Annotated in this window: 19 protein-coding genes and 1 pseudogene; 10 read left to right on the forward strand and 10 right to left on the reverse strand. The window is 70.4% G+C overall.

Annotated elements, in window-relative coordinates; genetic code table 11:
• Positions 1-42: 42 nt before the first annotated feature.
• Together G6048_RS09030 and G6048_RS09035 are read left to right on the forward strand one after the other, a co-directional pair.
• The gene (locus tag G6048_RS09030; RefSeq protein WP_165338939.1) at positions 43-270 is read left to right on the forward strand and encodes an MbtH family protein; all 228 of its coding nucleotides are present in this window, start codon (positions 43-45) and stop codon (positions 268-270) included.
• A 5-nt stretch (positions 271-275) separates the two neighbouring features.
• Positions 276-1,862: an amidohydrolase gene (locus G6048_RS09035; RefSeq protein WP_165338940.1), complete on the forward strand. Its 1,587-nt coding sequence runs from the start codon at positions 276-278 to the stop codon at positions 1,860-1,862.
• 167 nt (positions 1,863-2,029) lie between these two features.
• Here G6048_RS09035 and G6048_RS09040 read toward each other — a convergent pair whose 3' ends face one another.
• The 4 genes from G6048_RS09040 to G6048_RS09055 all read right to left on the reverse strand — a co-directional run bounded on the left by G6048_RS09040 (position 2,030) and on the right by G6048_RS09055 (position 8,243).
• Positions 2,030-3,097, reverse strand: coding sequence for an iron-siderophore ABC transporter substrate-binding protein (locus G6048_RS09040; protein WP_165338941.1), 1,068 nt, complete (start codon positions 3,095-3,097; stop codon positions 2,030-2,032).
• Entirely contained in the window at positions 3,097-4,959 is a 1,863-nt protein-coding gene (locus G6048_RS09045; RefSeq protein WP_206341370.1) for an ABC transporter ATP-binding protein, read from the reverse strand. Before G6048_RS09045 ends, G6048_RS09040 begins: the two co-directional genes overlap by 1 nt.
• 38 nt (positions 4,960-4,997) lie before the next feature.
• Positions 4,998-6,707: an ABC transporter ATP-binding protein gene (locus G6048_RS09050; RefSeq protein WP_165338943.1), complete on the reverse strand. Its 1,710-nt coding sequence runs from the start codon at positions 6,705-6,707 to the stop codon at positions 4,998-5,000.
• A 153-nt stretch (positions 6,708-6,860) separates the two neighbouring features.
• Positions 6,861-8,243, reverse strand: a complete 1,383-nt coding sequence (locus tag G6048_RS09055) for a lysine N(6)-hydroxylase/L-ornithine N(5)-oxygenase family protein (protein ID WP_165338944.1) — start codon at positions 8,241-8,243, stop codon at positions 6,861-6,863.
• 85 nt (positions 8,244-8,328) lie between these two features.
• Here G6048_RS09055 and G6048_RS09060 point away from each other — a divergent pair, with 85 nt between their 5' ends.
• Both G6048_RS09060 and G6048_RS09065 read left to right on the forward strand, forming a co-directional pair.
• Positions 8,329-9,276 carry a methionyl-tRNA formyltransferase gene (locus G6048_RS09060; RefSeq protein WP_165338945.1) on the forward strand — a complete coding sequence of 316 codons (948 nt, stop codon included), beginning with the start codon at positions 8,329-8,331 and terminating at the stop codon, positions 9,274-9,276.
• 266 nt (positions 9,277-9,542) lie between these two features.
• Positions 9,543-10,655 carry a Gfo/Idh/MocA family protein gene (locus G6048_RS09065; RefSeq protein WP_165338966.1) on the forward strand — a complete coding sequence of 371 codons (1,113 nt, stop codon included), beginning with the start codon at positions 9,543-9,545 and terminating at the stop codon, positions 10,653-10,655.
• 5 nt (positions 10,656-10,660) lie between these two features.
• On the opposite strand, the gene G6048_RS09070 is transcribed toward G6048_RS09065, so the two are convergent.
• Positions 10,661-11,662: a glycoside hydrolase family 43 protein gene (locus G6048_RS09070; RefSeq protein WP_235989552.1), complete on the reverse strand. Its 1,002-nt coding sequence runs from the start codon at positions 11,660-11,662 to the stop codon at positions 10,661-10,663.
• Positions 11,663-11,824: 162 nt separating this feature from the next.
• On the opposite strand from G6048_RS09070, the gene G6048_RS48590 reads away from it, so the two are divergent.
• From G6048_RS48590 to G6048_RS49320, 4 genes and pseudogenes are all read left to right on the forward strand, one after another.
• Entirely contained in the window at positions 11,825-11,983 is a 159-nt protein-coding gene (locus G6048_RS48590; protein ID WP_206341366.1) for a hypothetical protein, read from the forward strand.
• Positions 11,984-12,252: 269 nt separating this feature from the next.
• Complete coding sequence (locus G6048_RS09080) at positions 12,253-13,581, forward strand: enolase C-terminal domain-like protein (protein WP_165338947.1); 1,329 nt, start codon at positions 12,253-12,255, stop codon at positions 13,579-13,581.
• 261 nt (positions 13,582-13,842) lie between these two features.
• Positions 13,843-13,980, forward strand: a pseudogene (locus G6048_RS51765) (DUF6531 domain-containing protein); the annotation flags it as partial.
• A gap of 31 nt (positions 13,981-14,011) precedes the next feature.
• A complete protein-coding gene (locus tag G6048_RS49320; protein ID WP_165338948.1) occupies positions 14,012-14,551 on the forward strand; it encodes an RHS repeat domain-containing protein in 540 nt (179 codons plus the stop codon).
• 7 nt (positions 14,552-14,558) lie between these two features.
• Here the strand turns inward: G6048_RS49320 and G6048_RS09090 are convergent, their stop codons facing one another.
• Complete coding sequence (locus G6048_RS09090; protein ID WP_165338949.1) at positions 14,559-15,896, reverse strand: PP2C family protein-serine/threonine phosphatase; 1,338 nt, start codon at positions 15,894-15,896, stop codon at positions 14,559-14,561.
• Positions 15,897-16,182: 286 nt separating this feature from the next.
• Positions 16,183-17,991, reverse strand: a complete 1,809-nt coding sequence (gene kstD, locus G6048_RS09095; RefSeq protein ID WP_165338950.1) for a 3-oxosteroid 1-dehydrogenase — start codon at positions 17,989-17,991, stop codon at positions 16,183-16,185.
• A 226-nt stretch (positions 17,992-18,217) separates the two neighbouring features.
• On the opposite strand from kstD, the gene G6048_RS09100 reads away from it, so the two are divergent.
• Positions 18,218-18,952: an ASCH domain-containing protein gene (locus G6048_RS09100; protein WP_165338951.1), complete on the forward strand. Its 735-nt coding sequence runs from the start codon at positions 18,218-18,220 to the stop codon at positions 18,950-18,952.
• 30 nt (positions 18,953-18,982) lie between these two features.
• Here the strand turns inward: G6048_RS09100 and G6048_RS09105 are convergent, their stop codons facing one another.
• Both G6048_RS09105 and G6048_RS09110 read right to left on the reverse strand, forming a co-directional pair.
• Complete coding sequence (locus G6048_RS09105) at positions 18,983-19,888, reverse strand: hypothetical protein (RefSeq protein ID WP_165338952.1); 906 nt, start codon at positions 19,886-19,888, stop codon at positions 18,983-18,985.
• A 117-nt stretch (positions 19,889-20,005) separates the two neighbouring features.
• On the reverse strand, positions 20,006-20,221 hold the full coding sequence (locus G6048_RS09110) for a hypothetical protein (protein ID WP_165338953.1): 216 nt from the start codon (positions 20,219-20,221) through the stop codon (positions 20,006-20,008).
• A gap of 287 nt (positions 20,222-20,508) precedes the next feature.
• Between G6048_RS09110 and G6048_RS09115 the strand changes: the two genes are divergently transcribed.
• The gene (locus tag G6048_RS09115; protein ID WP_165338954.1) at positions 20,509-24,177 is read left to right on the forward strand and encodes a WD40 repeat domain-containing protein; all 3,669 of its coding nucleotides are present in this window, start codon (positions 20,509-20,511) and stop codon (positions 24,175-24,177) included.
• A 9-nt stretch (positions 24,178-24,186) separates the two neighbouring features.
• Here G6048_RS09115 and G6048_RS09120 read toward each other — a convergent pair whose 3' ends face one another.
• Positions 24,187-25,614: a glycoside hydrolase family 43 protein gene (locus G6048_RS09120; protein ID WP_165338955.1), complete on the reverse strand. Its 1,428-nt coding sequence runs from the start codon at positions 25,612-25,614 to the stop codon at positions 24,187-24,189.
• Positions 25,615-25,690: the final 76 nt, after the last annotated feature.

Here is a 25,690-nt window from a genome sequence, read left to right on the forward strand (position 1 = left end):
TGGCCCCTTGCCCCCGAGCCCGGCACCCAGGAGGATCACCGCATGAGCAGCGGCAACACCAACCCGTTCGAGAACCCCGACGGCGTCTACTCCGTACTCGTCAACGACGAGGGCCAGCACAGCCTCTGGCCCGACTTCGTGGACGTCCCGGCGGGCTGGACCGTCGCCCACGGCCCGGGCCCGCGTCAGGAGTGCCTCGACTACATCGAGACCCACTGGACCGACATGCGGCCCACGAGTCTCGTCGAGCGGATGGAGCGGACCGGCTGACCCCGATGCTCAGCACCAGACTCACCAACGCGCACATCCTGACCATGGACCCGGACCATCCCATCGCCCACGACGTGGGCATATGGGAGGGCCGGATCGTAGGCCTGGACGAGGCGGTGACCGGGCTGCCCGCGCGCCGGGTGGTGGATCTGCAGGGCGCGACCGTGCTGCCCGGGTTCATCGACAGCCATGTGCACCTGGCGTGGACCGGTTTCAAGGCGGCCACCCCGAGCGTGGCACCCTGCACGTCGGCCGAGGACGTGCTCGGGGTCGTCGCCGCCACCGTGGCGTGCACGCCGGCCGGCGGCTGGGCGCAGCTCGTGGGGTACGACCAGCGGGCCCTCGGCCGTCATCTGACCGCCGCCGAGCTGGACAAGGTCAGCGAGGGGCGCAAGGTCTACCTGCTGCACGACTCCGGACACGGCTGTGTGGTCAACACCGCCGTACTGGACCTGCTGCCCGCCCATGTGCCGCACGAGGACGGCTTCCTCGCCGAGCAGGCCATGGGAGCCGCACGGGCGCTGCGACTGCCGTACTCCCAGGAGGAGTTGGCGGAGGCGATCGGGCGCGCCGCCCGGGTCTGTCTGGCCGAGGGTGTGACGGCCTGCGCCGAGGCCGGCATCGGCGGTGCCTTGTTCGGACACAGTCCCGTCGAGCTGGGCGCCTACCAACTTGCGCGAGATCAGGGGAAGTTGCCGCTGCGGGTGCAGCTCATGGTGGCCGCGGACCGGCTGAAAGCGGTGGCCGCGCACGAGGACGACGGCATCCCGCGCGCACTCGACCTCGGACTGCGCACCGGGTTCGGGGACGAATGGCTCTCCGTGGGCGCGCTGAAGATCTACACCGACGGCGGCATGATGGCCCGTACGGCCGCGCTCAGCAGCCCGTACGAAGGCCTGGACCACGCCGGCCAGTTGCAGGACGACCCCGAGGTGCTCGCGGACACGATCGTGGACGGTCATCTCGGCGGCTGGCAGCTCGCAATACACGCCATCGGCGACCGTGCGGCCGACGTCGCCCTGGATGCCCTGGAACGCGCGCATCACCTCCGCCCGCGACCGGGCGCGCGGCACCGCATCGAACACGCGGGACTGATCCGGCCCGACCAACTGTCCCGCATGGCGCGGCTCGGCGTGAGCGCCGTGGTGCAGCCGAACTTCCTGCGCTACTTCGGCGACGACTACGCGGCGATCATGGGCGAGGAGCGCGCACCCTGGATGTACCGGGGGAGGGGCTTCCTGGAGCACGGCATCACGCTGGTGGGCAGCTCCGACCGCCCCGTCGCGGACGGATCGCCGCTGCGGGCCGTCCAGTTCATGGTCGAGCGCGCTTCGGAGTCGGGACAGCTCATCGGCCCGGACGAGTCCGTCACCGTCGACGAGGCCCTGCGCGCGTACACCGTCGGCGGGGCCTACGCCTGCCACTGGGACTGCGTCGCGGGCACTCTCACCCCCGGCAAGCGCGCCGACCTGGTCGTCCTGGGCGACGATCCGAGGCGGGTCGACACCTCGCGCATCGGCGACATAGAAGTGGTGACGACGTACGTCGACGGCCGGGAGACCGGCGACTGGCCCGGACGACGCCGCTCGTGAACGGGCCGGACGAACGGCTCGATGTCGTGCATAGGCCGCGCCCCTCAAGGAGGCCGCAGGCCTTCCTCTAGGGGCGCGGGCTGTGTCAATTTGCGGCTCCGCCGCGATGGGGGAGCGATCAGCCACAACGAACCCGTACCTTCAAACGCCCGCGGAGCAGCCGGCGTTCAGGAAGCAGGCTGCTCCACCTTCGTGGCGGTGTCGCCGTCAACCGCGGCACCCAGCTGCGGCACCAGCCGCTCAAGCATGTACGGCAGGCTCAGCACCGACACGAACGACACGGAGTTGCCGTAGTCGCTCGTCTCCGGGACGAAGACCTCCCGGTCCTGCTTCGCCACGTTCAGGTCGGCGTACAGGGCGTCCTTGTTGAGCTTGGCCTCGTCCTTGGCCACATCGGAGACGATCCACACAATCGCGTCCGTGTCCAGCAGATCGGTGCGCTCCTTGCTGATGTTGGCGCCGAACTCGTCGCCGATGACCTTGTCCAGATCGGTCGGCAGCTTGAAGCCGAGATCGGTGAGCAGCCGGGAACGCGGGTCCTGGCTGCCGAAGACGAACATGCCCTCGTACGGGGTGGCCATCACAGCGGTCTTCCCGGCGAACTCCGGGTTCTCCGCGGCCGCCTTCGCGAAGTCGCCCTTGACGCCCTCGACGAGCTCCTTCGCCTCAGTCTCCTGGCCGAGCGCCTTGCCGATGATCTCGGTCTGCTCCTGCCACGGGACGCCGAAGTCGTTGTACGCCTTCGGCTGGGCCACCACCGGCGCGAACTTCGACAGGGTCTCGTACTGCTCCTTGGTCAGACCCCCGTAGACCGCGAGGATCAGGTCGGGCTTGAGCGCGGCGATCTTCTCCGTCTGCGGACCGGTGCCGGTGTCCGTCAGCACGGTGGGCGCCTTCTCGCTGCCCAGCTTGTCGGCGGCCCAGGGACCGATGGCGCCCTTGTAGCCGCCGAGCCACTCGGTGGTGCCGACGGGCACCTTGCCCAGGGCGAGCACGGCGTCCTGGTCGGTGAGGCCGACCGTGACGATCCGCTTGGGCTCGGCCTTGATGGAGGTGCTGCCGTACTTGTGGGGGATGGACACCGGGAAGGCGCTGTTCGCGGATTCCTTGTTCCCCGCGTTCTCTGCGGATCCCTCGGAATCATCTCCCGAGCCGCAGGCCGTGGCGGTGGTGAAGAGCAGTAGCGCGGAGACGAGCGCCGCGGCGAGGCGTGTGCCTCTGAGAGAGCCGAGCATCAGTGGTCCTTCATGGTGGTGGTTGTGTCGGGACGGTGCTGCTGCGTGGGGGGCTGATCGACTGTGCCGCGCGTACCGGACCAGGCCTCCCACAGGGAGGCGTAGGTCCCGCCCGCCGCGCACAGCTCGTCATGGGTGCCGCTCTCCACGATCCGGCCGCCGTCCATGACGACGATCCGGTCCGCGGCCGCGGCCTGGGTGAGGCGGTGTGCGACGACCAGCGCCGTGCGGCCCTCGACCGCCCGGTCGGCCGCCCGCTCCAGCAGCCGGGCTCCGGTGCTCCCGGCCTCGGCCGTCGCCTCGTCGAGCACGGCCACCGGGGGATCGGCCAACACCAGCCGCGCCAGGGCGAGTTGCTGGACCTGGGCGGGCGTGAGGCGGTGTCCGCCCTCGCCCACGACCGTGTCCAGGCCCTCGGGCAGCGTTTCGACCCAGTCCAGGGCCTCCACGGTGGCCAGGGCCGCGCGTAGCTCCTCGTCGCCTGCGTCGGCCCGCGCCAGGCGCAGATCCTCCGCGAGCGAACCGGCGAAGACGTGGGTCTCCTGCGTGACCAGTGCGACCGGCAGACCGTCGCCGTACGTTCCGGCGCCGGTCAGGTGTATCGAGCCGGACGTCGGTGCGTGTACGCCCGCGATGAGCTTGGCCAGGGTGGTCTTGCCCGCGCCGCTCGGGCCGACCAGGGCCACGCGTTCGCCGGCGCGGAGCGTCAGGTCCACCTCGTGCAGGACGGGACGGCCGGGCTCGTACGCGTGGTCGATGCCGGTCACGGTGACGGTGCCGTCCGCAGCCGTGCCCGGCTCCCGCCGCTTGTGAGGATTCGCTGCCTCTTCCGGCTCGGGGTCCGGCTGGTCGGCGACGCCGACCAGCCGGGCGAGCGCGGCGGTCGCCGACTGCGCGTCGTCGAGCAGCACCAGCGCGGCGTTGATCGGCGCGAACAGACTGTGGAAGTACAGGGCCGCGGCGGTCGCGGTGCCGATGGACACAGAGTCGGCGCGCACCAGCAGGAACCCGGTGACGAGGACCGCGGCGAGGCCGATGAACTCGCCTACGTGCAGCCGGTTGTAGAACCCCAGCACCAGCTTCACTCCGCGCAGCGTCAGCTCCACCGCCGCCGACGAACGCCGGGTCACATGCTCGGTGTGCTGCTCCTCCAGCCGGAACGCCCGTACCGTGCCCGCCCCGGAGATGGAGTCGAGGAGCTGCTGCTGCTGAGTGCCCGTCGCGATGCGCTGGCGGGCGTAGAGCGGCACGGCATGGCGTACGTACCAACGGGCGGTGTGCGCCTGGACGGGGACCGCGAGGAGAGCCGCGAGCAGGAAACGCCAGTCCAACGCCGCCATCGCGCCCAGCGTCAGCACGATGGCCAGCAGGGAACGGGCCAGTTCGGGCAGGGCGTTGCGCACCGCCTCGGCCACCACCGAGACGTCCCGGGTCACCCGGGCGGTGAGGTCTCCGGCGCCCGCCTTCTCCACCTGTTCCAGCGGCAGCCGCAGCGCCTTCTCCACGAACCGCTCGCGCAGTTGCGCCAGCAGGGTCTCGCCGAGCCGGGAGACCAGCGTCAGGCCCAGCGCGGTGGTGCCGCCCTGGGCGAGGGCGACCAGCACCAGGAGGACGACCGGAGTCGTCACGTCCCCGGGCGGGCGCCCCTCGGCCACCACGTCCACGATGCGGCCAAGCAGCGGCTGGACGAGCAGCCCCACACCGGTGGCCGCGACCATCACCGCGAAGCTGCCGAGGGCCAAACCCCGGCGCGGACGCACCAGTTCGCGGACAGCGGCACGAGTGCGGGCGCCGGTCGCGGTGGGCAGCAGTTCCCGGGAGTCGGGCGCCTGCTCGTCCGTATCGGGGCCTGCTGCGGTCATTGCTTCCTTGTTGTCGTTCGCGTTCGCCGAGGTGTCGCTCATGACAACACCGCCGCGCGGTACGCCTCGTGACGGCGTACCAGTTCGGTGTGCGGGGCCGTGTCGGTGATCCGGCCGTCGTCGAGCAGCACCACCCGGTCGGTGACCGCGAGCAGCGCGGGGCTGGTGGTCACGAGCACCGTGGTGCGGCCCTTGCGGATCTCCCTCAGGCCGGCCGCGATTCGGGCCTCGGTCACCGCGTCGACCGCGGTGGTCGGATCGTGGACCACCAGGACGGGCCGGTCGGCCGCCAACGCGCGGGCGAGAGCGACCCGTTGACGCTGCCCGCCGGACAGGGACCGGCCTCGCTCACTGACCTTCGTGTCCTCCCCGTCCGGCAGGGTCTGCGCGACCTGGGCCACCCCGGCCGCGGCCATCGCCTCCTCCGTATCGACGGATACGGAGTCGGCTCCGGAGATGACGGCTGCCGTGACGTTCTCGCGGACGGTGCCCTCGAAGAGGTCCGCGTCGTGCTCGGCCACCAGCAGGCTCGTACGCAACTCGGCGGGATCCAGGTCGCGCAGGGGCACGCCGTCCAGTTCGACCGTTCCGGCTTCGGGGTCGGTCTGCCGGGACAGGCAGCGCAGCAGGTCGGCTGCGTGTGCGGGGTCGGTCGCGACCACGCCGAGGAGTTCGCCGGGTGCGATGTCCAGGTCCATCTCGCGCAGCCCGCCATGGCTGAGCCCGCTCAGCCGGACCGCGCCGCGCACCTGCTGCGGCAGGCTCCGCCCGCCGGACGAGACGGCTTGCGGAGTGGCCAGCACCTCCGCGATCCGGGCGGCCGAGGCCCGGCCCTGCGCGAACTCGGCGTTGACCCAGGCGAGCGTCTCCAGGGGGCCGAGCAGGAAGAGCGCGAGCCCGACCGCCGACACCAGCTGGCCCAGGCTGATGCTGCCTTGAGCGGCCAGTCGGCCACCGACCAGTGCGACTACGGCGATCAGACAGCCCGTCAGCGCCAGGACCATGCCGTTCTGGAAGGCCTGCGCGCGAGCGGCCCGCAAAGTCGCTTTCAGGGAGTCACGGCTGGTGGTGCGGTAACGGGCGATGGCCGTCGACTCGCCGCCGATGCCCTTCAGGATCCGCAGTCCGGCCACCAGGTCGGCGGCCACGGCCGAGGCGTGCGCCGCCCGCTCCTGCTCGGCCTCGCTGCGGCTCTCCAGCGGCTTGCTCAGCAGATGCCCGAGCCAGAGCAGGATGGGTGTGCCGAGCAGCACCACCAGGCCGAGCAGCACCGACGTACGCAGCAGGACGACAGCACACGTGAGCAGACCCATCAGTGCCGAAATCCCGAACATCAGCGCCAAGTTGACGACGCCGACCCGCTTGGCGTCCTCGGTCGCGATATTGGCCAGCGCTCCGGGCAGCCGTCCCTCCTCAGCTCCGCCGCCGGGGTCCAGGACCCTTCGTACCAGAGTGATGCGCAGCGCGTGCTCGGCCTGTACGGAGGCCCGTTCACCGGACCAGGCGCCGATGCGGAAGCTCAACGCCAGTCCCACATAGACCACGGCGAGGATCGCCAGCCAGAGGAACAGGGCGCCGGCGTCGGAATCGGTGACGGCCTGGTCGATCACGATGCCGATCAGGACCGGCACCAGTGCCTCGCCGATCTGGTGCCCGGAACCGAGGAGAGAGCCGAGCGCGACGAAGCGTCGCTGACCTCTGACCGCGTCCCTCAGGACGTCCCGTCCCGACGGATTTGAAGGACCCACCCGTACCCCTCCGGGATCGGACAAAGAGAAAAACCTAGGTGAGGCTACCCTAAGTCGATGTGTCTGCCCAGCCCGGGATGCGCATACGACCGCCCCGGGCGCCGGGCGACGGCACGCGCGCGCGTGCCGTCGTCACGACGATGAACCGCCCTTTCAGGCAGAGGAATTGACAGATGAACGGGCAGAGGCGTCGACCCGGGGACCGATACCCGCCTCCGCGTCGCTCGCACGGTGGGTGAGCAGGGAGTCGAGGATCTCGCCCGAGCGCACGGCGGTGGTGGACAGCAGGGTCGAGGTGAGACCGTGCGTGTGCTCGGTCGCGCCCTGCAGATAGATGCCCGCGGTGACCTCGGGCGCGGCCTCCACGCGATGGTCGCGGCCCACGCGTACGGCGTCGTTGTCGTCCCGCAGGCACAGTTTCGCGGTCCTGCCCAGGAGTTGGTCGAGGTCCCTGGGCCGGTAGCCGGTCGCATGGACCAGCAGGTCGGCGGAGAGCACCTCCCGCTCGCCGGTGGGGAGGAACTCGAGGGTGACGTCCAGGCGGTCGTCCAGCGTGGCTACGTCCCGGATGCGGGAGACGTTGCGCATCGTCAGCCGTTCGTGGCCTTGGACCTTCTCGCGGTACATGGTCGCGTACAGCGACTCGATCAAGTCCATGTCGACCACCGAGTAGTTGGTGCTGCGGTGGTACTCGACCAGGGACTGCTTCACCTCGGGCGTGGACTGGAAGTAGACGTCCACGGCCTCGGGGTCGAAGATCCGGTTGGCGAAGGGGCTGTCGTCAGCGGGGGTGTACCCGTACTTGGCGAAGACCGCGCAGACCTCCGCCTCGGGGAAGGAACGGTGCAGATAGTCGACCGCCTCCGCTGCGCTCTGACCGGCTCCGAGGACCAGGATGCGGCCCACCGAAGTGCCGGCGTCGCTCAACTCGCTTACGCGCGGCACCAGTTCGCTGTTGTGCCAGATGCGGTCCGACAGCTCGGTGCCCGGCGGGAGATGGGGCTCGAGGCCGGCGGCCACCGAGATGTTCCGGGCCCTGCGCACGACGGTGCGTTCCGGGTCACCGGGGACACGGCTGACGACATCGAACCAGCGGACCTCGCCGTTCTCGGCCAGTACCGGCTCTACGGACAGGACTTCGGCGCCGTAGTCGACCTGGTGGGCGATCCGGGCGGCGGCCCACTCGAAGTATTCGTGGAACTCGATCCGCAGCGGGAAGAGCGTCTTCGCGTTGAGGAAGTCCACCAGTCTGCCGCGCTCCCGCAGGAAGCACAGGAAGCTGAAGTCGCTGGTCGGATTGCGCATCGTGACAAGGTCCTTGAGGAAGGACACCTGCATCGTGGCATCGTCGATGAGCATGCCACGGTGCCAGCCGAAGGACGGCTGGCGCTCCAGGAACCGGGCTCGGAGGCGCTGTTCGGGGGCGGCTCGGGAGTTGTGTTCCTCAACTGCGATGGCCAGTGCGAGGTTTGACGGGCCAAAACCTACGCCGATCACATCGTGGATGGCGTCCGGTTCGTCGTGCAGTGCGTTCACCGCAACTTTCCTTCCCTTAGGCGCCACTGATGTTAAATAAGGTTAGCCTTACCTTGCAATGGTGTGTCCTAGGAGAGGATCGAGTATGCGGGTCGTCATGTTCGGCTATCAGACCTGGGGGCACCGCACCCTTCAGGCTCTGTTGGAGTCCGACCACGAGGTGGTCATGGCCGTGACCCACCCCAAGAGCGACCACGTGTACGAGAAGATCTGGGACGACTCGGTGGCCGATCTGGCCGAGAAGCACGGCATCCCGGTACTGCTCCGCAACCGCCCCGACGACCCCGAACTCCTCACCGCGCTACGGGAAGCGGAACCGGACCTGATCGTCGCCAACAACTGGCGGACCGTACTGCCCCCCGAGGTTTTCGACCTCCCCGCCCACGGCACGCTCAACATCCACGACTCGCTGCTGCCGGCGTACGCGGGCTTCTCCCCGCTGATCTGGGCGCTGATCAACGGCGAGCGGGAAGTCGGCGTCACGGCACACCGGATGAACGCCGAACTCGACGCGGGCGACATCCTGTTGCAGCGCGCCGTCCCGGTGGGCCCCACCGACACCGTCACCGACCTGTTCCACCGCACCGTCGACCTGATCACACCGGTCGTGACCGAGTCCCTCGACCTCATCGCCTCGGGCCGCGCGCAGTGGATCCCCCAGGACCGCAGCCGCGCCAGCTTCTTCCACAAGCGCTCACTCGAGGACAGCCGCATCGACTGGACGTGGCCCGCCGAGGACCTGGACCGCCTGGTACGCGCCCAGTGCGACCCGTACCCCAACGCCTTCACCTACCACCGCGGCGAGCGCCTGCGCATCGTCGAGGCAACGGTGTCGGAGGGCCGCTACGGCGGCACTCCGGGCCGCATCTTCATCCACGAGGGCGACGGCGTGGTCATCGTCGCCGGAGCCGAGGCCAGGAACGGCCGGCTGCGCGGCCTGTGCGTGAAGCGGGTCCGCACGGAGGACGGCACGGAGCACGCGGCGACGGACTACTTCCGCACGATGGGGGGCTATCTCACGGCGAGGCCGTGACCTCCGGTGCAGTACCGCGTCCCGAAAGGGGCGCGGGGCTGTCTCTATGTGCGGCTCCTCCCCCACTCTCGGCTGCGCTCGAGCGGGGGGACCCCCATCGCGGGCGCGACCAGCCACAACGAACCCGCAGCCGCGAACCGCCCTACCCCGCGGAGCGCGCCCATGGCCCATGAGGCAGAGTCGTGAACCGCAGGTTCTCGACCGGTCCGAGGAAGGGCTCCATCACAGTGAATACGTTCGGCATCGCCGTCATCGGTTTCGGCTGGATGGGCCGCGTGCACACCCAGGCGTACGCCCGCCTGCCGCACCACTTCCCGCAACTGCCCCTGCGCCCCGAACTGGTCACCGTCGCGGACGAGGTGCCCGGCCGGGCCGAGGAGGCCGCAGAGCGGTACGGCTTCGTCTCCGCGGCCCGCGACTGGCGGGACGTGGCCGCCGATCCGCGGGTGCGGGCGGTGAGCATCACCGCTCCGAACTTCCTGCACCGTGAGATCGGCGTGGCGATGGCCGAGGCCGGCAAGCACATCTGGATCGAGAAGCCGGTGGGCCTGACGGCGGAGGACGCCGGGGCCGTCGCCGACGCCCTCGGCAACGCGGGCCTCCAGGGCACGGTCGGCTTCAACTACCGCAACGCGCCCGCCGTCGAGGCCGCCCGCGAACTGGTCGCCGCCGGCGAGATCGGCACGGTCACCCACGTACGCATCCGGCTGTTCAGCGACTACGCGGCCCACCCCGAGGGGGCCCTGACCTGGCGATACGAGCGGGAGCGCGGGGGCAGCGGGGTGCGCGGCGACCTGGCCTCACACGGCGTCGACCTGGCCCGTTTCCTGCTCGGGGAGATCACCTCCCTCACCGCCGACACCGCCGTCTTCATCCCCGAGCGGGCCCGCCCCACCGGCGCCACCGCCGGTCACACCCTGGCTGCCGGCGGCGAACTCGGCCCGGTGGAGAACGAGGACTACGTCAACTGCCTCCTCCGTTTCGCCTCCGGCGCCCGCGGCGTCCTGGAGGCGTCCCGGGTCTCGGTCGGCGAGCAGAACAACTACGGCTTCGAGATCCACGGCACCACCGGCGCGGTGTTCTGGGACTACCGCCGGATGGGAGAGCTCGCCGTCAGCCGCGGCAGCAGCTACCAGGACCAGCCTGTGAGCACCCTGTACGTCGGCCCAGGCCACGGCGAGTACGCCGCCTTCCAGCCGGGCTCGGCCAACAGCATGGGCTACGACGACCTGAAGGTCATCGAGGCGTACCACTTCCTGCGCTCCATCGCCGAGGGCACCCCGTACGGCCCGACGGCGGCCGACGCCGTGGCGAGCGCGGCGGCGCTGGACGCCATGGCGCGCTCCGCCGAGCAGGGAACGTGGGTGGACCTGGGCTGAACGCGTCAGCCGCCGCCGTCGAGGTCGGTGCGCTGGCGGAGCACCCGTAGCTCGTGACCGAGGAGCTGCATCTCGTACAGCTTCCCGCGCGCGTTCTCGAACGGGCGGTGCAGGATCATCATCAGCTCGCCGTCGAAGGTGTGGAACAGCATGCCGTGCCCGCTGTCGTCGCGGACCAGAGGGCGGTGCTGTTCCCAAGGCCCTTGGACGTCACCGGACTTGGAGACGGCGTACGTCTGCACGTAGCCGCCGTTGATGGCGCCGTCCTGGGCCGCCACGTTCTTCTCGTACGTCGACCACAGCATCAGCAGGGAGTCGTCAGGCGTCCGGTACAGCTGCGGGCCGTCCGTGATGTAGGGCGCGAGCTGATGCGGTACGCCGCCGGGGATCTGCTCGCCGAGCCAGAATGCGTCCGATGCCTTGAACAGGAAGACCGGATCATCGGTCGTCCGGGTCAGGTCCGGAGCCAGCCGGACCGCTTCCATGGTTCCGTCGACGGTCTGCAGCCATTCGTGGGCGTACACCATCCAGGGCTGCCCGGCCGGGTCGATGTAAAGCGTGCCGTCGAGGGTCATCAGATGCTCGGGCGGGGTGGGTCGCGCCGGGTCGACGGCGGTGAAGGGCCCCAGCAGCGAGTCGGACACGGCGGTGATCGTGCCGCGCATGTGATTTGGGAGCTGGAACGGCGTGCCCCACTGGTTCGGTGGCGGCACGGGAAGCGGCTTGTCCTGGTCGTGGAGCGTGGTGAACAGGTAGAACCTGCCGCCCCATGCGTGCACCTCCGGCGCCCAACCGCCGTCGGTGGCCCACATGTCCCGCTGGTCGTCGGCCCGGAAGACCACGACGGGGCGCAGCCAGTCACGCAGGTCGCGGCTGCGGTAGACCATCGTGCCGGTGCCGTCGACGCCCGACACGGACGGGTCGTTGGACGTGTAGAGGTAGTACGTACGGGACTCACTGTCGGCGACGACGAACGGATCGTGCAGCGGCATGTCGGGCAGCCGCATCAGCTCGGTCGCATCGGGCTCAGCGGTCTCATCGGGATCGGCCACGGCCGCAGAATACGTTGACGGTTGGCCGCTCATTCCCTGGCGGGGCGGCTACTCCCACACCACGGCGTTCCGCCGCACCGGTGCCTTCGCGGGGCCGCATCGGCCGCGCTCGGCCCCGTGCTGCGGGCCACGGCTTGCGGCGACACCCTCGTCCAGGTCGGAAACCTGCCGGGCACGGCCGCGCCCGCAGTGCTCGGAGACCTGGTCACGCGCGAGATCACCTGGATCGGCAGATCGACGACGCGCTGGGCGCCCTGCGGGACGGCCTGGATGTGACACCGGTGATCAGCCACCGCTTCCCGCTGGACCAGGCCGCGCAGGCGCTGGCCGTCGCCGCGGACCCGACGAGCACCAACAGCAAGGTGATGCTGCGTCTGGCCGATGGACCGCCGGGCACCTGACCCCTCGGCCATTGACCTGATCGCGTTCACGAGCCTAGCCTCCATTCTCATACATGGACGTTGTCTTCATGTGAGGACACTGACCGGCGTATTGGCCGTCGAATGGGCCCCGGACGTCCTCGAACTGTGGAGCGGAGACCAGTCATGAGCCAGCCCACCGTCACCAAGTTCTCCGTCTTCCCGGTCGCCGGCCGGGACTCCATGGAGCTCAACCTCTCCGGCGCCCACGGCCCGTACTTCACCCGGAACGTCGTCGTCCTCGAGGACTCCGAGGGCCGTACGGGACTGGGGGAGGTACCCGGCGGCGAGAAGATCACGAAGACCCTGCGCGACGCCGAATCCCTCGTCGTCGGCGCGCGCGTGGGCGACTACAAGCGCGTCCTGCGGGCCATCGGCGACCGATTCGCGGACCGCGACCGGGGTGGCAGGGGCGGCCAGACCTTCGACCTGCGCACCACCGTGCACGCGGTCACCGCCGTCGAATCGGCGCTTCTGGATCTCCTCGGGCAACACCTGGAGGTCCCCGTCGCCGCACTCCTGGGCGACGGGAAGCAGCGCGATTCCGTACGGGTCCTCGGATACCTCTTCTACGTCGGCGACCCCGACCGCACCGACCTGGAGTACGTACGCGAACCCGGCTCGGCGGTGGACTGGTACCGGATCCGGCACGAGGAGGCCCTGACCCCCGAGGCGATCGTCCATCAGGCCGAGGCGACCTACGACCTGTACGGTTTCCGGGACTTCAAGCTCAAGGGCGGCGTCCTGCCCGGGAACGAGGAGGTCGAGGCCGTACGGGCGCTCAAGGAGCGCTTCCCGGAGGCCCGGATCACCCTCGACCCGAACGGCGCCTGGTCCCTGCGGGAAGCCGTCGACCTGTGCAAGCCGCTGGTCGGCACCCTCGCCTACGCCGAGGATCCGTGCGGAGCCGAAGGCGGCTACTCGGGGCGGGAGATCCTCGCGGAGTTCCGCCGGGCCACCGGGCTGCCCACGGCGACCAACATGATCGCCACGGACTGGCGCGAGCTGACCCACGCACTGGCCCTCCAGTCGGTCTCCATCCCGCTCGCGGACCCGCACTTCTGGACGATGCAGGGGTCGGTACGGGTCGCCCAGCTCTGCGACGCGATGGGGCTGACCTGGGGCTGCCACTCCAACAACCACTTCGACATCTCCCTGGCGATGATGGCCCACTGCGGGGCCGCCGCCCCCGGCGAGTACAACGCCCTCGATACGCACTGGATCTGGCAGGAGGGCCTGGAACGGCTGACCATCGACCCCCCGCGGATCGCCGGCGGCGAGGTCGCCGTCCCGGACACCCCCGGCCTCGGCGTCCACCTCGACAAGGACCGGCTCCTCGCGGCCCACGACCTCTACCGGGAGAAAAACCTGTCGGCCCGCGACGACGCCCTCGCGATGCGGTACCTGGTCAAGGACTGGGCCTTCGACGGCAAGCGGCCTTGTCTCGTGCGCTGAACGGGCAACAGGCCCTCGTGGCCGAGAACTTGTGGCGTTGCTGGTGCGGCTGGAGAAGCTCGTGATAGGCCAGAGGTGAACGGGGGCCGCCCGCACATCCGGGCCGCGGAGTGGGCATGCCCGCAGAGCCGAACGAGCCGACGACGGCGGAGTCGCTTCATGCCGAATGCCGAACAGTCCACTCAAGTCACCCGCCCGACAGCCGAGTTACTCGGTTGACATCCCGGCTACGGCTTCGCCGCGTCGGGTGTCGGCACAGCCATCGGGAACTACACCGAGGAGACAGCAGACCTCTCGTTTCCCGACGCGTTGCTCGGTCTGCTGGACTGGCGACGGACGTACAACTCGCTCAATTCGGAGGCCGGTTCGCTGGGACGCGGCTGGACCACCGCCTTCAGCTCGCGTCTGACGGACCCGTCCGGAGAGCGCCGTGGCCTTCCGCGACGAGGACGGCCGGGTGCTGGTCTTCACCCGCGACGAACGCGGCCGGTTCGTCCGCCCGCAGGATCTGGCCGCCGATCTGACGGAGGCGGAGGACGGCAGCCGCACTCTGCGATTCAACTCCGGTGAGCGGTGGCACTACACCGCGTCGGGCCGGCTGACGCGGATCATCCGCGAGAGCCGCCGTGTCGTCCTCACCTACGGCGAAGGAGACCGACTGCTGCGGGTCTCGCACTCGCTGGGCCGACACTTCACCCTCGCCTACGACGACGAGGGACGCCTCGCCTCCGTCACCGCCGACGACGGCCGCTCGGTCACGTACACGCACGGCGAGGGCGGCGTCCTGACGTCCGTGACCGCTCCGGGCGGGGGCGTGACCCGCTTGGCGAGCACCCCGGAGGGACTGCTCGCCCCGCCCCCGAGCTGCCGCGCTTCGGCTACCGCGGCGAGCTCGCGACCGGTTCGGAGATCTACCTCCGAGCCCGCTGGTACGACACCCGCCTGGGCCGCTACAGCACCCGGGACCTGATCACGGTTCAGGACGTGGGCCCGGGCGGGATGCGTACGGCGAGAAGGGCGAGGTCGTCGTGGCCGTCGCCGGGGCTGTGGTCGGCCAGGGTGCGGCAGAGCTCGTCGAGGGGCAGCCCGGCGTGGGCGGCGGTGGCGGCAAGCGTGTCCAGTCCGGCGTCCAGCGCGTGCTCGGGGTGTTCGACCAGGCCGTCGGTGAACAGCAGCACCGTGTCTCCGGGGCCCAGCGGATGAGTGTGGTCGGGGCGTGGCAGCCGGGTGTCGACGCCCAGCGGCACGCCGGGTTCGGCCAGCAGGTAGCGGGTGCGGCCGCCGGGGGTGACGATCAGGGGCGGCAGGTGGCCGGCCGTCGACCAGTGCAGGCGCCAGCCTTCGCCGTCGGGTTCGATGCGGGCCAGGCAGGCGGTGGTGACGGGGGCCTCGGTGATGGAATGCAGGGTGTCGTCGAGCCGGTCCAGGACCAGGCTCGGCGGGGAGAGCCGGTCGTACAGCAGGGCGCGGAGCATGTTGCGGGTCTGCGCCATGGCGGCCGCCGCCGTCAGGTCGTGGCCCAGCACGTCGCCGATGATCGCGGCGCACGCACCGTCCGGGAGCAGCAGGGCGTCGTACCAGTCGCCGCCCAGGTGGCGGTCGGGGGCGGTCGCCGGCCGGTACACCGCTGACGCGGTGAACGGGGTCAGGTCGGGCAGGGTGGGCAGGAGAAGGCGCTGGAACTGCTCGGTGGAGGAACGCAGCTGCTGATACAGCCGGGCGTTCTCGATGGCGATGCCGGCGGCCCCTGCCAGCGCGAGGACAACGGCCGCGTCCTGGTCGTCGAACGGTTCGCCGTCGCGCCGGTCGGACAGGTAGAGGTTGCCGTAGATGCGCCCGTGCACGCCGATCGCTACCCCGAGCAGGGTCCGCATCGGCGGATGCCCCGCGGGGAAGCCGACCGCGTCCGGATGGTGCGGTACGTCGTTCACGCGCAGCGGTTCGTGCTGCTCGATCAGGTGGGCGAGCAGTCCGTGGCCGTGCGGAGGGTGGACTCCTGCCAGGTCGTGGCGCTCGGTATCGCTCAGACCGAGCGGGATGAAGTCCTGAAGGCCCACCCGGTCCTCGTTGAACACGCCGAGGGCGCCGTAGCGGGCGTTCACCAGCTGCATCGCGGCACTCACGATCTGCCGCAGCACCGCCGGCAGCTCCAGCTCCCGGCTGACCGCGAGCACTGCGTCCAGCAGCGCCTGCATGCGTCCCTGAGCTCGGGTGAGTCGTTCGACCTGCTCCGCGATGCGATTCAGGTCCGCATCCCGGGCCGGGCCGAATCCCGTCGGCGGAGGCAGGCGCTGAAGGCTCTCGTCGCCGCTCATCGGCGCCTCACCTCTTCCCGGCCACCCCCGGGGTCCTGCGACCGGATACGGCCACATCGCACACCTTAGAACACCGGCAACCTTCCTGCCCCGCCGCGAGCGCCGGCGGCAAGGAGTGGGCCCGGCCTCGCGGGTGATCACCGGCCTGGTGCACGAAGAAAACATGCGCCAGGTTGTGCAACCGATGTGCGCTGTCTTTCGCCGGACGAGCTTGCCTCGCAGGTCAGAGTGGGTACGGGTACGCACGAAAGTGTCCTGGCGGGACAGTTCTGAAGCGGTTGACGGCTCATCTGCGCGCTGCGATGTCCCGTGCCGCGATGTATCCGAACGTCATCGCGGGTCCGATGGTCGAGCCCGCGCCCGCGTAGCTGCGGCCCATGACGGCGGCGCTGGCGTTGCCCGCCGCGTACAGCCCGGGGATCACCGAGCCGTCCGGGCTGAGCACCCGCGCCCGGGCGTCGGTGAGCAGGCCACCCTTGGTGCCGAGGTCGCCCGGAACGATCCGGAAGGCGTAGTAGGGGGCCAGCCACAGGGGTGCCAGGCCGGAGTTGGGGCGGACGGAGGGGTCCGTGTAGTAGTGGTCGTACGCGCTGTCGCCGCGCCCGAAGTCGGTGTCGTCGCCGCTCCTGGCAAGGGAGTTGAAGCGGTTGACGGTGGCGCGCAGAGCGGCCGCGGGTATGCCGATCGAGGCGGCCAGCGCGTCCAGTGTCCACGCTTTGTGGACGGCGCCCGACTCGTACCAGGCGTCGGGGAACACGAAGGTCGGCACTACGTCCTTGAAGAGGTAGCGGTTGCGGTAGTTCTGGTCGACGATCAGCCAGGCGGGGATGTGCGGGGCGTTCTGGGTGTCGCGGTCGTACATGGTGTGGACGACATCGCTGTACGGCGCGGCCTCGTTGACGAAGCGTGCTCCGGCCGCGTTGACGAGGAGCCCGCCGGGCAGGGTGCGTTCGGCGAGGCAGAAGTACGGCTGGTCGGGGAGCGGGATCGCCGGACCCCACCACGCGTCGTCCATCAACTCCAGCGCCGCGCCCGCCCGTTCACCGGCCCGGATACCGTCGCCGGTGTTCTCCTTGGCGCCGACCGTCCACTGGGTGCCGATCGGCTGCTCCTGGTACCGCTCGCGCATGGCCGCGTTGTGCTCGAAGCCGCCCGAGCCGACGATGACGCCCCGGCGGGCGCGCACCAGTCCGGGTGCGCCGTTCCTGGTGACGACCGCGCCGGTGACGGCGCCGTTCTCCTGGTGCAGATCGGTCAGCGGCGTGTTCAGCCACACGGGCACGTTCGCCCTGAGCAGCCCGGCACGCAGGCCCGCCGCCAGCGACTGCCCCATGGTGAGCGGCTTCTGGCCCAGCAGCGCCGCCTTCGTCCCCCGGGCCAGGCACTCGGTGGCCACGGCGAGCCCCTTCGCGCTGACCGCGGAGAGGACGAGCCACTTGTAGTCGGCGCTGAAGACGACCATGCCGGCCGGGACCGTCATGTACGCCGGGTTCAGCCGGGCCAGCTCCGCACCCAGGATGTTGCCGTCCAGCTGGTCGGGCTCGATGGAACGGCCCTGCGCCAGCCCGCCGGGCAACTCCGGGTAGTAGTCGCTGTAGCCCTCCATCCACCGGAAGCGCAGCGGACTGTTGGCCATGACGAAGGAGAGCATGGCGGGCCCCTGGTCGAGGAAGGCCTTCTGCCGGTCGACCGGGACGTCGTCACCGACCACGGCCGCGAGGTACGTGGCCGCCTTCGCCGGGGTGTCGGGCACCCCGGCGCCCAGGATGACGGAGTTGTTCGGGATCCAGATACCCGCGCCGGAACGGGCTGCCGAGCCTCCGAAGGTGCCCGCCTTCTCCACGACGACGCACGTCAGGCCCTGCTTGGCGGCGGTGAGCGCGGCCGTCATACCGGCGGCTCCGGAGCCAATGACCACGACGTCGTACGTGCCGAGGAGGGGCAGGTCGGCGGCGTCGGCGGCGTACGCGTAGGGGCCGCCGGGATACGGCAGCCCGCCGGTGAGGGCGAGCCCGGCGCCGGCGGCACCGATCACCCGGCGGCGCGAGGGAGCGGAGAGCGACGTACGTCTGACGGGATCAGCGTGAGTGGACATGGCAGGTCTCTCCAGTCTGGTCAGGGAAAGGGAGGCCGTGCTGCGCTGCCCGGGACACGAGGGTTCCAGGCGCCCCGTTTCTGATGCAGAGTCAGGAATGTGACGCGGGAACCGGGGTGAAGTCAAGGGGTACGCCACCTCGATGTCAGGCACCGACCACGCAGGGTGAGGCCCATGAGAAAAATTGTGTCGAGGAGTCCGGCTGGGCCGATCTAGGGTCGGCGCCATGGTCTCCATGAAGCTCTTCGACTCCGAGCGCCGCGTCATCGAGGCTGCGGAACGGCTCGCCACTGTCCTCGGGAGCGACCCGAACCACACCGTGGCCGCGGCGGCGATGGACACGGCCGGCAGGATCCATGAGGCGGTCAACGTCTACCACTTCACCGGCGGACCGTGCGCCGAGCTCGTCGTACTCGGTGCCGCCGCAGCGGCGGGAGCCGGCCCGCTCGTCACCATCGCCGCCGCGGGAGACCAGGGTCGCGGCCTCATCCCGCCGTGCGGCCGCTGCCGCCAAGCGCTTCTCGACCTCCATCCCGACGTCTTCGTCGCCGTACCGACCGACGACGGGCCGACACTGCGCCCGATTCGAAAGCTTCTGCCGGACACCTACTTCTTCCCCGATGCGGATGCGCGTCGAATTGTTCGGTTCAACAAGCGCTACTACGACGACATCGCCGCCGCGCGGAAGACCTCCACCGTCCGCTATGACGATCCGATACCGCCTGGTCCCGCAATCTTCTTCTTCGAGGACGACGAAGCCCACCGCACGTTGAAAGGCACCGTCACCGGCGTCGAACGCCACCGGCTCGATCGCCTCACCGCCGAACAAGCTCGGTTCGATGGATTCACGAGCATCGACGAGCTCAAGAAGGGCCTCCAGGGCCACTATCCCGGCCTGCCCTCCGATGCCGAAGTCGACGTTGCGACGTTCACCGTCGAAGCGCCTGACGCCGCGCAGTGATGCAGCCTGGAGCTGGCGGAACGAAACCGCTCACCCTACGGTGAGGATGCGGTGTTGGCCGTGCGCGGACAGGGGGCGGGCGTCGTGGACGCTGGTGACTGCCGCGTACCGGCCGGGGGCGAGCGGCGGCGTGAGGGTGATGGCCCGCCCGGAGGACAGAGGTGGCGTGCCGAGCTGGCGGGAGACGTCGAACGGCGGCGCAGGCGCGGTGTTGTCGAAGAACGCCTGGATGTCCTTCTCGGTGACCGCGTCGTCGGTGATGGGGTAGAGGGCGAGTTCGTTGACCTGATCGGGCATGCGGTTGACGTAGCGCAGGGGTCGGCCGGGGTGGACGCGGCCACGCAGGGCGAAGCGTGGTCCGCGTCCGGGGACGTCCACGGCGATGACTGTGGCGCAGGGTGGTGCGGGCGAGGCGTCCGTACGCGTTTCACGGACCGTCAGGCGGCGCACGTACTCCTGGCCTGGTGCCGGGTCGCGGCCCCGCTCGCCTTCGAAGTCCAGGAACTCCAGCAGCAGATACGCCCCGGCATCCAGCTCCACGGTGTAGCCGGTGTCCGTGCCGACGTGGGTGAAACCGCCGCCGTACAGCTCGGCGGCGGCCATCAGGGCCTTGGCCGCCTCGATGCTCTCCTGGCCATCCGTTGCGAAGACGCGCCGCAGCCGGTTGCGGAACTCCGCCTCACTCACGCCGCGCCGCAGCCGGGCGATGCCGACGGCGCCGGTCGAGGTACTGGTGGTGCGCAACCGGACGGCCACCGCCCCCGCGGCGGCCGTACTGGGAGCGGAGAAGCCGTCCTCTCCGGTGACCACGTGCAGGGTCGTCCGCGGGGCACCGGTGCCTCGCGGAGCCCGCGCGTGCGCGGCGCCGCCCGCGGTCACCGCCACGCCCAGTGCCGCCAGGCCCACGAGGGCACTGCGTCTGCTCGGCTGAACCATGGGAGAGTCCTTCCCTCACCGGACTGTTGAAGACTTCGGGCGTTCCCCGCTGTGCAAGCGGGAAACGCGCGTTCCCCGCTGTGTCAGCGGCACTTGCTTTCCGGCGCGATCGTCTGGTTACCGAACGGCGGTGCCGTGGTTGTCGTCCGCGGACAGCGGCGCGATCGTCTGGTTCCGGTCCAGCGGCGCGATCGTGTTGTTCCGGTCCAGCGGCGCGATCGTCTGGTTCCGCTCCATCGGCACGACCGTATGGGCCGACGCGGCGCCGGCCGTGCCCGCGACGATTCCGGCGGCCATGAGGCCGGCGGCCAACGCCTTTTTCGTACGTGTCATTTCAGCTCCTCGGGTGTGGGAACGGGGCCGTCGCCGCCGGGTGCGGTTCGTCGCGCCCCCACTCGCGCGTCCCGCAGTGCCCCGGCAGCGGCAGCACCGGCCGTGCACTGGTGATTTCAGTGGCTGAACGGTTTTCTCGCACCCCACATCCGTGCTGTAGACAAAAATGTCGGCGGCCGGCCCGGCGCCCGACGCCGGGGGTTGGCACGGGGGCGGTCTTTTCGTCGTCGCGGGGGCTGTGTTGGGCTGGCCCGGGCAGATGGAGGTCAACGGGGAGGCTGAGCCGGGTGGGGCGTCGTGAGAAGCCGATCGATCCCGGGGCGGGGCCGGTGCAGCGGTTCGCCTTCGAGTTGCGCGAGCTGCGCCGGGAGGCGGGCAGCCCGACCTACCAGGTGATGGCGAAGGGGGCGGGATATTCGATCGCCGCGCTGGCACGGGCCGCCGCGGGCGAGACGCTGCCGTCCCTGCCGCTGACGCTCGCCTATGCGCAGGCGTGCGGCGCGGACGTGCCGACGTGGGAGGAGCGCTGGCACCGAGCCGCCAAGGAGGAGGCCGCCCTACCGCGGGAGGACGACGGTGAGCCGGCACCGTACCGGGGCCTGGCCCGATACGAACCGGGCGACGAGGCGTACTTCTTCGGTCGCGGTCAACTCGCCGACGACCTGCTCGCGTTGGCCCGCCACCACCGTGTCACGGCGGTCGTCGGCGCCTCCGGCAGCGGCAAGTCCTCCCTCTTGCGCGCCGGCCTCATCCCCCGTCTGCGCCACACCGACGACCCCGCCCTCCGGCCGGCTGCCCTGCGCGTCATCACCCCGGGCAGTCACCCGCTACGGACCCACAGTCGGCGCCTGACCCCGAAGCCCGCCGCGGAAACGGACGCCGACACCTGGCTGATCGTCGACCAGTTCGAGGAGCTCTACACGCTCTGCCGCGACCCGGCCGAGCGGACCTCCTTCATCGACCGGCTCCTGTCCGCTGAGGACCCCGGCAATCGCCTGCGTGTGATGGTCGCGATACGCGCGGACTTCTACGGCCACTGCCTGGAGCACCGAGGACTGACCGCGATCCTGCGGGACGCGAGTCTGCCGGTCGGGGCGATGACCTCCGACGAGCTGAGAGAGGCCGTCGTCAAGCCCGCCGCGGCCCGCGGTCTGATCGTCGAGCGGGAGCTGACCGCCCGCGTCCTGGACGAGGTCGACGGCGAACCCGGCGGTCTGCCCCTGATGTCCCACGCCCTGCTGGAGACCTGGCGCCGACGCCGGGGCAAGACGCTGACCCTGGCCGCCTACGACGTCGCCGGCGGCGTACACGGAGCGATCGCCCACACCGCCGAAGCCGCCTACCGCCAACTCGACCCAGGCCAGGCCGTACTCGCCCGCCGCATCCTGCTCCGGCTCATCACCCCGGGCGAAGGCGCCCAGGACACCCGCCGCCCCATCGACCGTGCCGAACTCGACCTGGGCGACCCCGCCGACACCGGCGCCGTACTCGAACGCCTCACCCGCGCCCGCCTGCTCACGCTCGACGGCGACACCCTCGACCTTGCCCACGAGGCCCTGATCACCGCATGGCCCAGACTCAGGGAGTGGATCGACGAGGACCGCGAACGGCTGCGGGCGCACCGCCGGCTCACCGAAGCCGCCCACGTCTGGAGCGACCTCGACCACGATCCGGGGGCGCTGTACCGAGGCACCCGGCTGGCCGCCGCGGAGGAAGCCTTCGCCGACGCCGACGGTGAACTCACCGCGCTGGAACGGGACTTCCTCACCGCCAGCGCCGCCACCCGTGACCACGAACGGCATGCCGCCGCACGCACCACCCGGCGCCTGCGCCGGCTCACCGCCACGTTGTCCATCCTGCTCGTCCTGGCCCTCACCGCGGGCGTGGTCGCCTGGGACCAGTACCGGACCAGCGAGCAGCAGCGGCACAAGGCGGTGACCGCACAGCAGATCGCGCTGTCCCGGCAGTACGCCGCCCAGGCGGGAGAGGTGCGCGACCAGCAACCCGAGGCCGCGGCGCTGACCGCGCTGAAGGGCTATCAGCTGGCGCCCACCGCCGAGGCCAGAGGCAGCCTGCTCAGCGCGCACGCCGCCTACCGGGCCAACCAACTCACGGGCCATACCGGAGAGGTGACCGCGGTGGCGTACTCGCCGGACGGCCGCATGATCGCCACCGGCGGCGAAGACCGTACGGTGAAGCTGTGGAACGCCGCCACCCACCAGCTGCTCGGCACCCTCATCGGGCACGCCGCCGAGGTGTACGCGCTCGCCTTCAGCCCTGACGGCAGCACCCTGGCCACCGCCGGCGACGACCGGACCGTACGGCTGTGGGACCTGCGCACCCGCCGCACCACCGCCACGTTCAGCGGACTCAAGTCGCGGGTGGTGTCACTGGCGTTCTCTCCGGACGGCCGTACCGTGGCCGGCACCGGAGGCAGCGAGGTCCGGCTGTGGGACGTACGGTCCCGGCACCCGGCCGCCACCCTCACCGGGCACAGCGCCTTCGTGGTGGCCGTAGCGTTCTCTCCCGACGGCCGTGTCCTGGCCAGTGCCGGCGGCGACCACACCATCCGGTTGTGGGACGTGACAGAACGGAGGACCATCGCGGTGCTCACCGGCCACACCGAGCTGGTTTCCTCCCTCGCCTTCAGCCCCGACGGGCGCACACTCGCCAGCGGGGGAGACGACCGTGAAGTGCGGCTGTGGGATGTCGCCGACCGCCGCACCACCGCCACCCTGACCACCGACGCCATAGCGCTGGCCTTCACGTCCGACGGCCGCACCCTGGCCACGGGGAACGTCGACGGCCACGTGAGGTTGTGGGACACCGACACCCACCGCGGCACCGGCTCCATCGGCGCGAGCATCATCGGAGCGAGCTCACTCGCCTTCTCCCCGGACGGCCGGACTCTGGCCGCCCCTGCTGACGGCGACACCGCGACGGTGCGACTGTGGGACGTGGCCACGCACCGGGCCAAGGCCACACTCGGCGGACGCAGGGCCGCCGTGGGTTCGGTGGCCTTCTCCCCGGACGGCCGCACCGTCGCCACCGCCGACGAGGCACTGCGACTGTGGTCCGCGACGAGCCCACGGCTACCGCGTACCCTCGCCACCTCGCTCGGCCCCGCCTTCGGCCTGGAGTTCTCCCCCGACGGACGACTGATCGCCACCGTGAGCCGCAGGGACGGCACACGGCTGTGGGACGCCACGACCGGCCGCACGGTGGCCACGCTCAAGGGCCACACCAATGTCGTCGCACAAGCGGCCTTCTCGCCGGACGGGAAGACGCTCGCGACGGCGGCCGACGACCGCACCGTACGGCTGTGGGACCTGGCCACCCACCGGACGAAGGCCGTACTGCACGGGCGGACAGGAGGGTTGTCCACCATCGATTTCTCGCCCGACGGACGGACGCTGGCCACCACCTACAACGGCAGCAGCGACTACGGAATCCGTGGCACGGTGCGGCTGTGGGACGTGACCACTCACCGCCCCGTGGCCACCTTCTCCGGACGTGCTCCCACTATTTCCACGGCCGCGTTCTCACCGGACGGCAGGACACTCGCCACCGCCGGAGCGGACTTCGCCGTCCGCCTGTGGGATGTGGCCTCCCGGCGGCCGGCCGGCACCTTGACAGGCCACTCCAACACCATTTCCTCGGTGGCCTTCAGTCCCGACGGGCGTACCGTGGCCAGCGGGAGTTACGACCACACCGTCCGCCTGTGGGACATGTCGACGCGACGGACCACAGCCGTCCTCAGCGGCCACAAGGCCTGGATTCGGTCCGTGGGCTTCAGCCCCGACGGAAGCCGCCTCGCCACCATGAGCACCGACGGTTCGGCCCGGCTGTGGAACACGGACGCGGACCGGACCGTCCGGGACATCTGCGACCTGGCCCGCGTCCATCACTGGAAACAGCTCCTCCACGCACTACCGCAGGATTCGCCCTGCGGCTGAGCTCGTTGGTCAGAGCGGATTCACGGGTACGAACGAGCTGTCCTGACGGAACACGTCGGAGCCGTCCGCCGGGTCCACCCGCAGCTGGAAGCCGTAGTGGCGCAGGTAGTAGCCCGGGTAGTTGTACGACTCGAAGCGGACGGCGCCGCTCGCCGTGCCCGTACGGGCGACGTACGTGGCGTCCCTGGCGAAGGTCGACGAGCCGTTGTTCGCGTCGAAGCGGGCCCGGAAGTCCCAGTGGCGCAGATAGTTCCCGGCCGCGTTCCGGAAGGAGTAGCCGCCCGCGTCGGCGAGACCCGGCACGACCGTGAACGTGGCCGCCTGCCTCTCCGCGGCGCTGCTCGCGGAGCTCACCACGGGGAGGTTGAGCAGGGCGGACTGCTCCTGCCAGTAGCGGGTGGTGTAGTTGGCCGAACGGAACGAGCGGCTGACGTTCGTCGGCAGGTTCACCCCGCCGGAGACCGTCTCCTTGAGCACGGTGAAGTGGCGTGCCGTGCCGGAGATCGACGGCAGCCTCTTCGGGGCACTCCAGGTCGCGAAGGTGTCGTAACTGTCGCTGTAGTAGTAGCTGCCGTCGCCGTAGCCGTCGAAGAAGATCCGCCACGCGCCGTTGTCGAGCTGGATCAGCGCGGCGCCCTCGCGGGTGCTGCCCCAGCCCGCCCAGTTGCCGGTCCTGCGGATGGTGTACGGGCCGTTGAGGGCGGTGGCGGTGGCGTACTCGATGTACTTCGTCGTCTCGTTCTTCGTGAACGCGTGGTAGATGGAGCCGAGCTTCACGATGAACGTGTCGATGTGGTTGGCGCCGATGCCGGACAGGGCCACGGGCGAACTCCACGCGGTGAGCGCGGAGTTGGTGGCCCTCAGCCGATACGGCGTGAAGATCCACTGGTCGTTGGTGGTCGAGCAGGACAGAATGATGTTCACGCTGCCGTCGCTGTCAATGAACCACTCGGGTGCCCAGGCGCGCGACAGGTTCGCGATGGGGACGGTGTAGTCGTACAGGAACGTCCAGTTGACCCGGTCCGAGCTGCGGGCGAAGCCGATGGTGGTGCTGGTGTCCTGCCAGGTGTGCGTGGTGTACGTGACGTAGTAGTAGCCGTCGGAGTGCCGGAAGATGCTGGCGTCACGGATCCGGCCCGCCGGCGGGGTGTACGCGGACGCCTTCACGAGCCGGAAGTCGGTGGCGTCGTCGGACTCGTACACATTGACCGTGGCATCGGTGCTGTTGAGGAACGGCATGATGGTGTAGCGGGTGGCGGAGCCGCGGGGTGGTGCGGCGGCCAGGGCTGAGCCGAGCGTTCCGGGCAGTGCGCCCAGCAGGACCGCCGAAGCGGGGAGGACGGCCATCGCCCGCAGCACGCCGCGGCGGGACGGCGTCAGGGAGTTCGGGGGTCTGGTGTCGTTCGGTACGGCGGCGGGTCTGTCCGGTGTGTTCATGTGCGGCTCTCCTCGGTGCTTTCTTCTGCGGGTACGGCCCGTCCCATGGGCCCTACTTGGTGTTCGGGGCCCTGCG

Origin of the sequence: Streptomyces ureilyticus (genome assembly GCF_011045025.1) — a bacterium.
GTDB lineage: Bacteria > Actinomycetota > Actinomycetes > Streptomycetales > Streptomycetaceae > Streptomyces > Streptomyces ureilyticus.

Bases quoted from the DNA above. Each gene is read 5' to 3' on its own strand.
- G6048_RS09030 (WP_165338939.1), top strand. From the start codon at position 43: ATGAGCAGCGGCAACACCAACCCGTTCGAGAACCCCGACGGCGTCTAC.
- G6048_RS09080 (WP_165338947.1), top strand. From the start codon at position 12,253: ATGAGCCAGCCCACCGTCACCAAGTTCTCCGTCTTCCCGGTCGCCGGC.
- G6048_RS09100 (WP_165338951.1), top strand. From the start codon at position 18,218: ATGGTCTCCATGAAGCTCTTCGACTCCGAGCGCCGCGTCATCGAGGCT.
- G6048_RS09070 (WP_235989552.1), bottom strand. From the start codon at position 11,662: ATGCGGCTGCCCGACATGCCGCTGCACGATCCGTTCGTCGTCGCCGAC.
- G6048_RS09065 (WP_165338966.1), top strand. From the start codon at position 9,543: ATGGGCCGCGTGCACACCCAGGCGTACGCCCGCCTGCCGCACCACTTC.
- G6048_RS09045 (WP_206341370.1), bottom strand. From the start codon at position 4,959: ATGACCGCAGCAGGCCCCGATACGGACGAGCAGGCGCCCGACTCCCGG.
- G6048_RS09090 (WP_165338949.1), bottom strand. From the start codon at position 15,896: ATGAGCGGCGACGAGAGCCTTCAGCGCCTGCCTCCGCCGACGGGATTC.
- G6048_RS09105 (WP_165338952.1), bottom strand. From the start codon at position 19,888: ATGGTTCAGCCGAGCAGACGCAGTGCCCTCGTGGGCCTGGCGGCACTG.
- G6048_RS09110 (WP_165338953.1), bottom strand. From the start codon at position 20,221: ATGACACGTACGAAAAAGGCGTTGGCCGCCGGCCTCATGGCCGCCGGA.
- G6048_RS09120 (WP_165338955.1), bottom strand. From the start codon at position 25,614: ATGAACACACCGGACAGACCCGCCGCCGTACCGAACGACACCAGACCC.
- kstD (WP_165338950.1), bottom strand. From the start codon at position 17,991: ATGTCCACTCACGCTGATCCCGTCAGACGTACGTCGCTCTCCGCTCCC.
- G6048_RS09040 (WP_165338941.1), bottom strand. From the start codon at position 3,097: ATGCTCGGCTCTCTCAGAGGCACACGCCTCGCCGCGGCGCTCGTCTCC.
- G6048_RS09035 (WP_165338940.1), top strand. From the start codon at position 276: ATGCTCAGCACCAGACTCACCAACGCGCACATCCTGACCATGGACCCG.
- G6048_RS09060 (WP_165338945.1), top strand. From the start codon at position 8,329: ATGCGGGTCGTCATGTTCGGCTATCAGACCTGGGGGCACCGCACCCTT.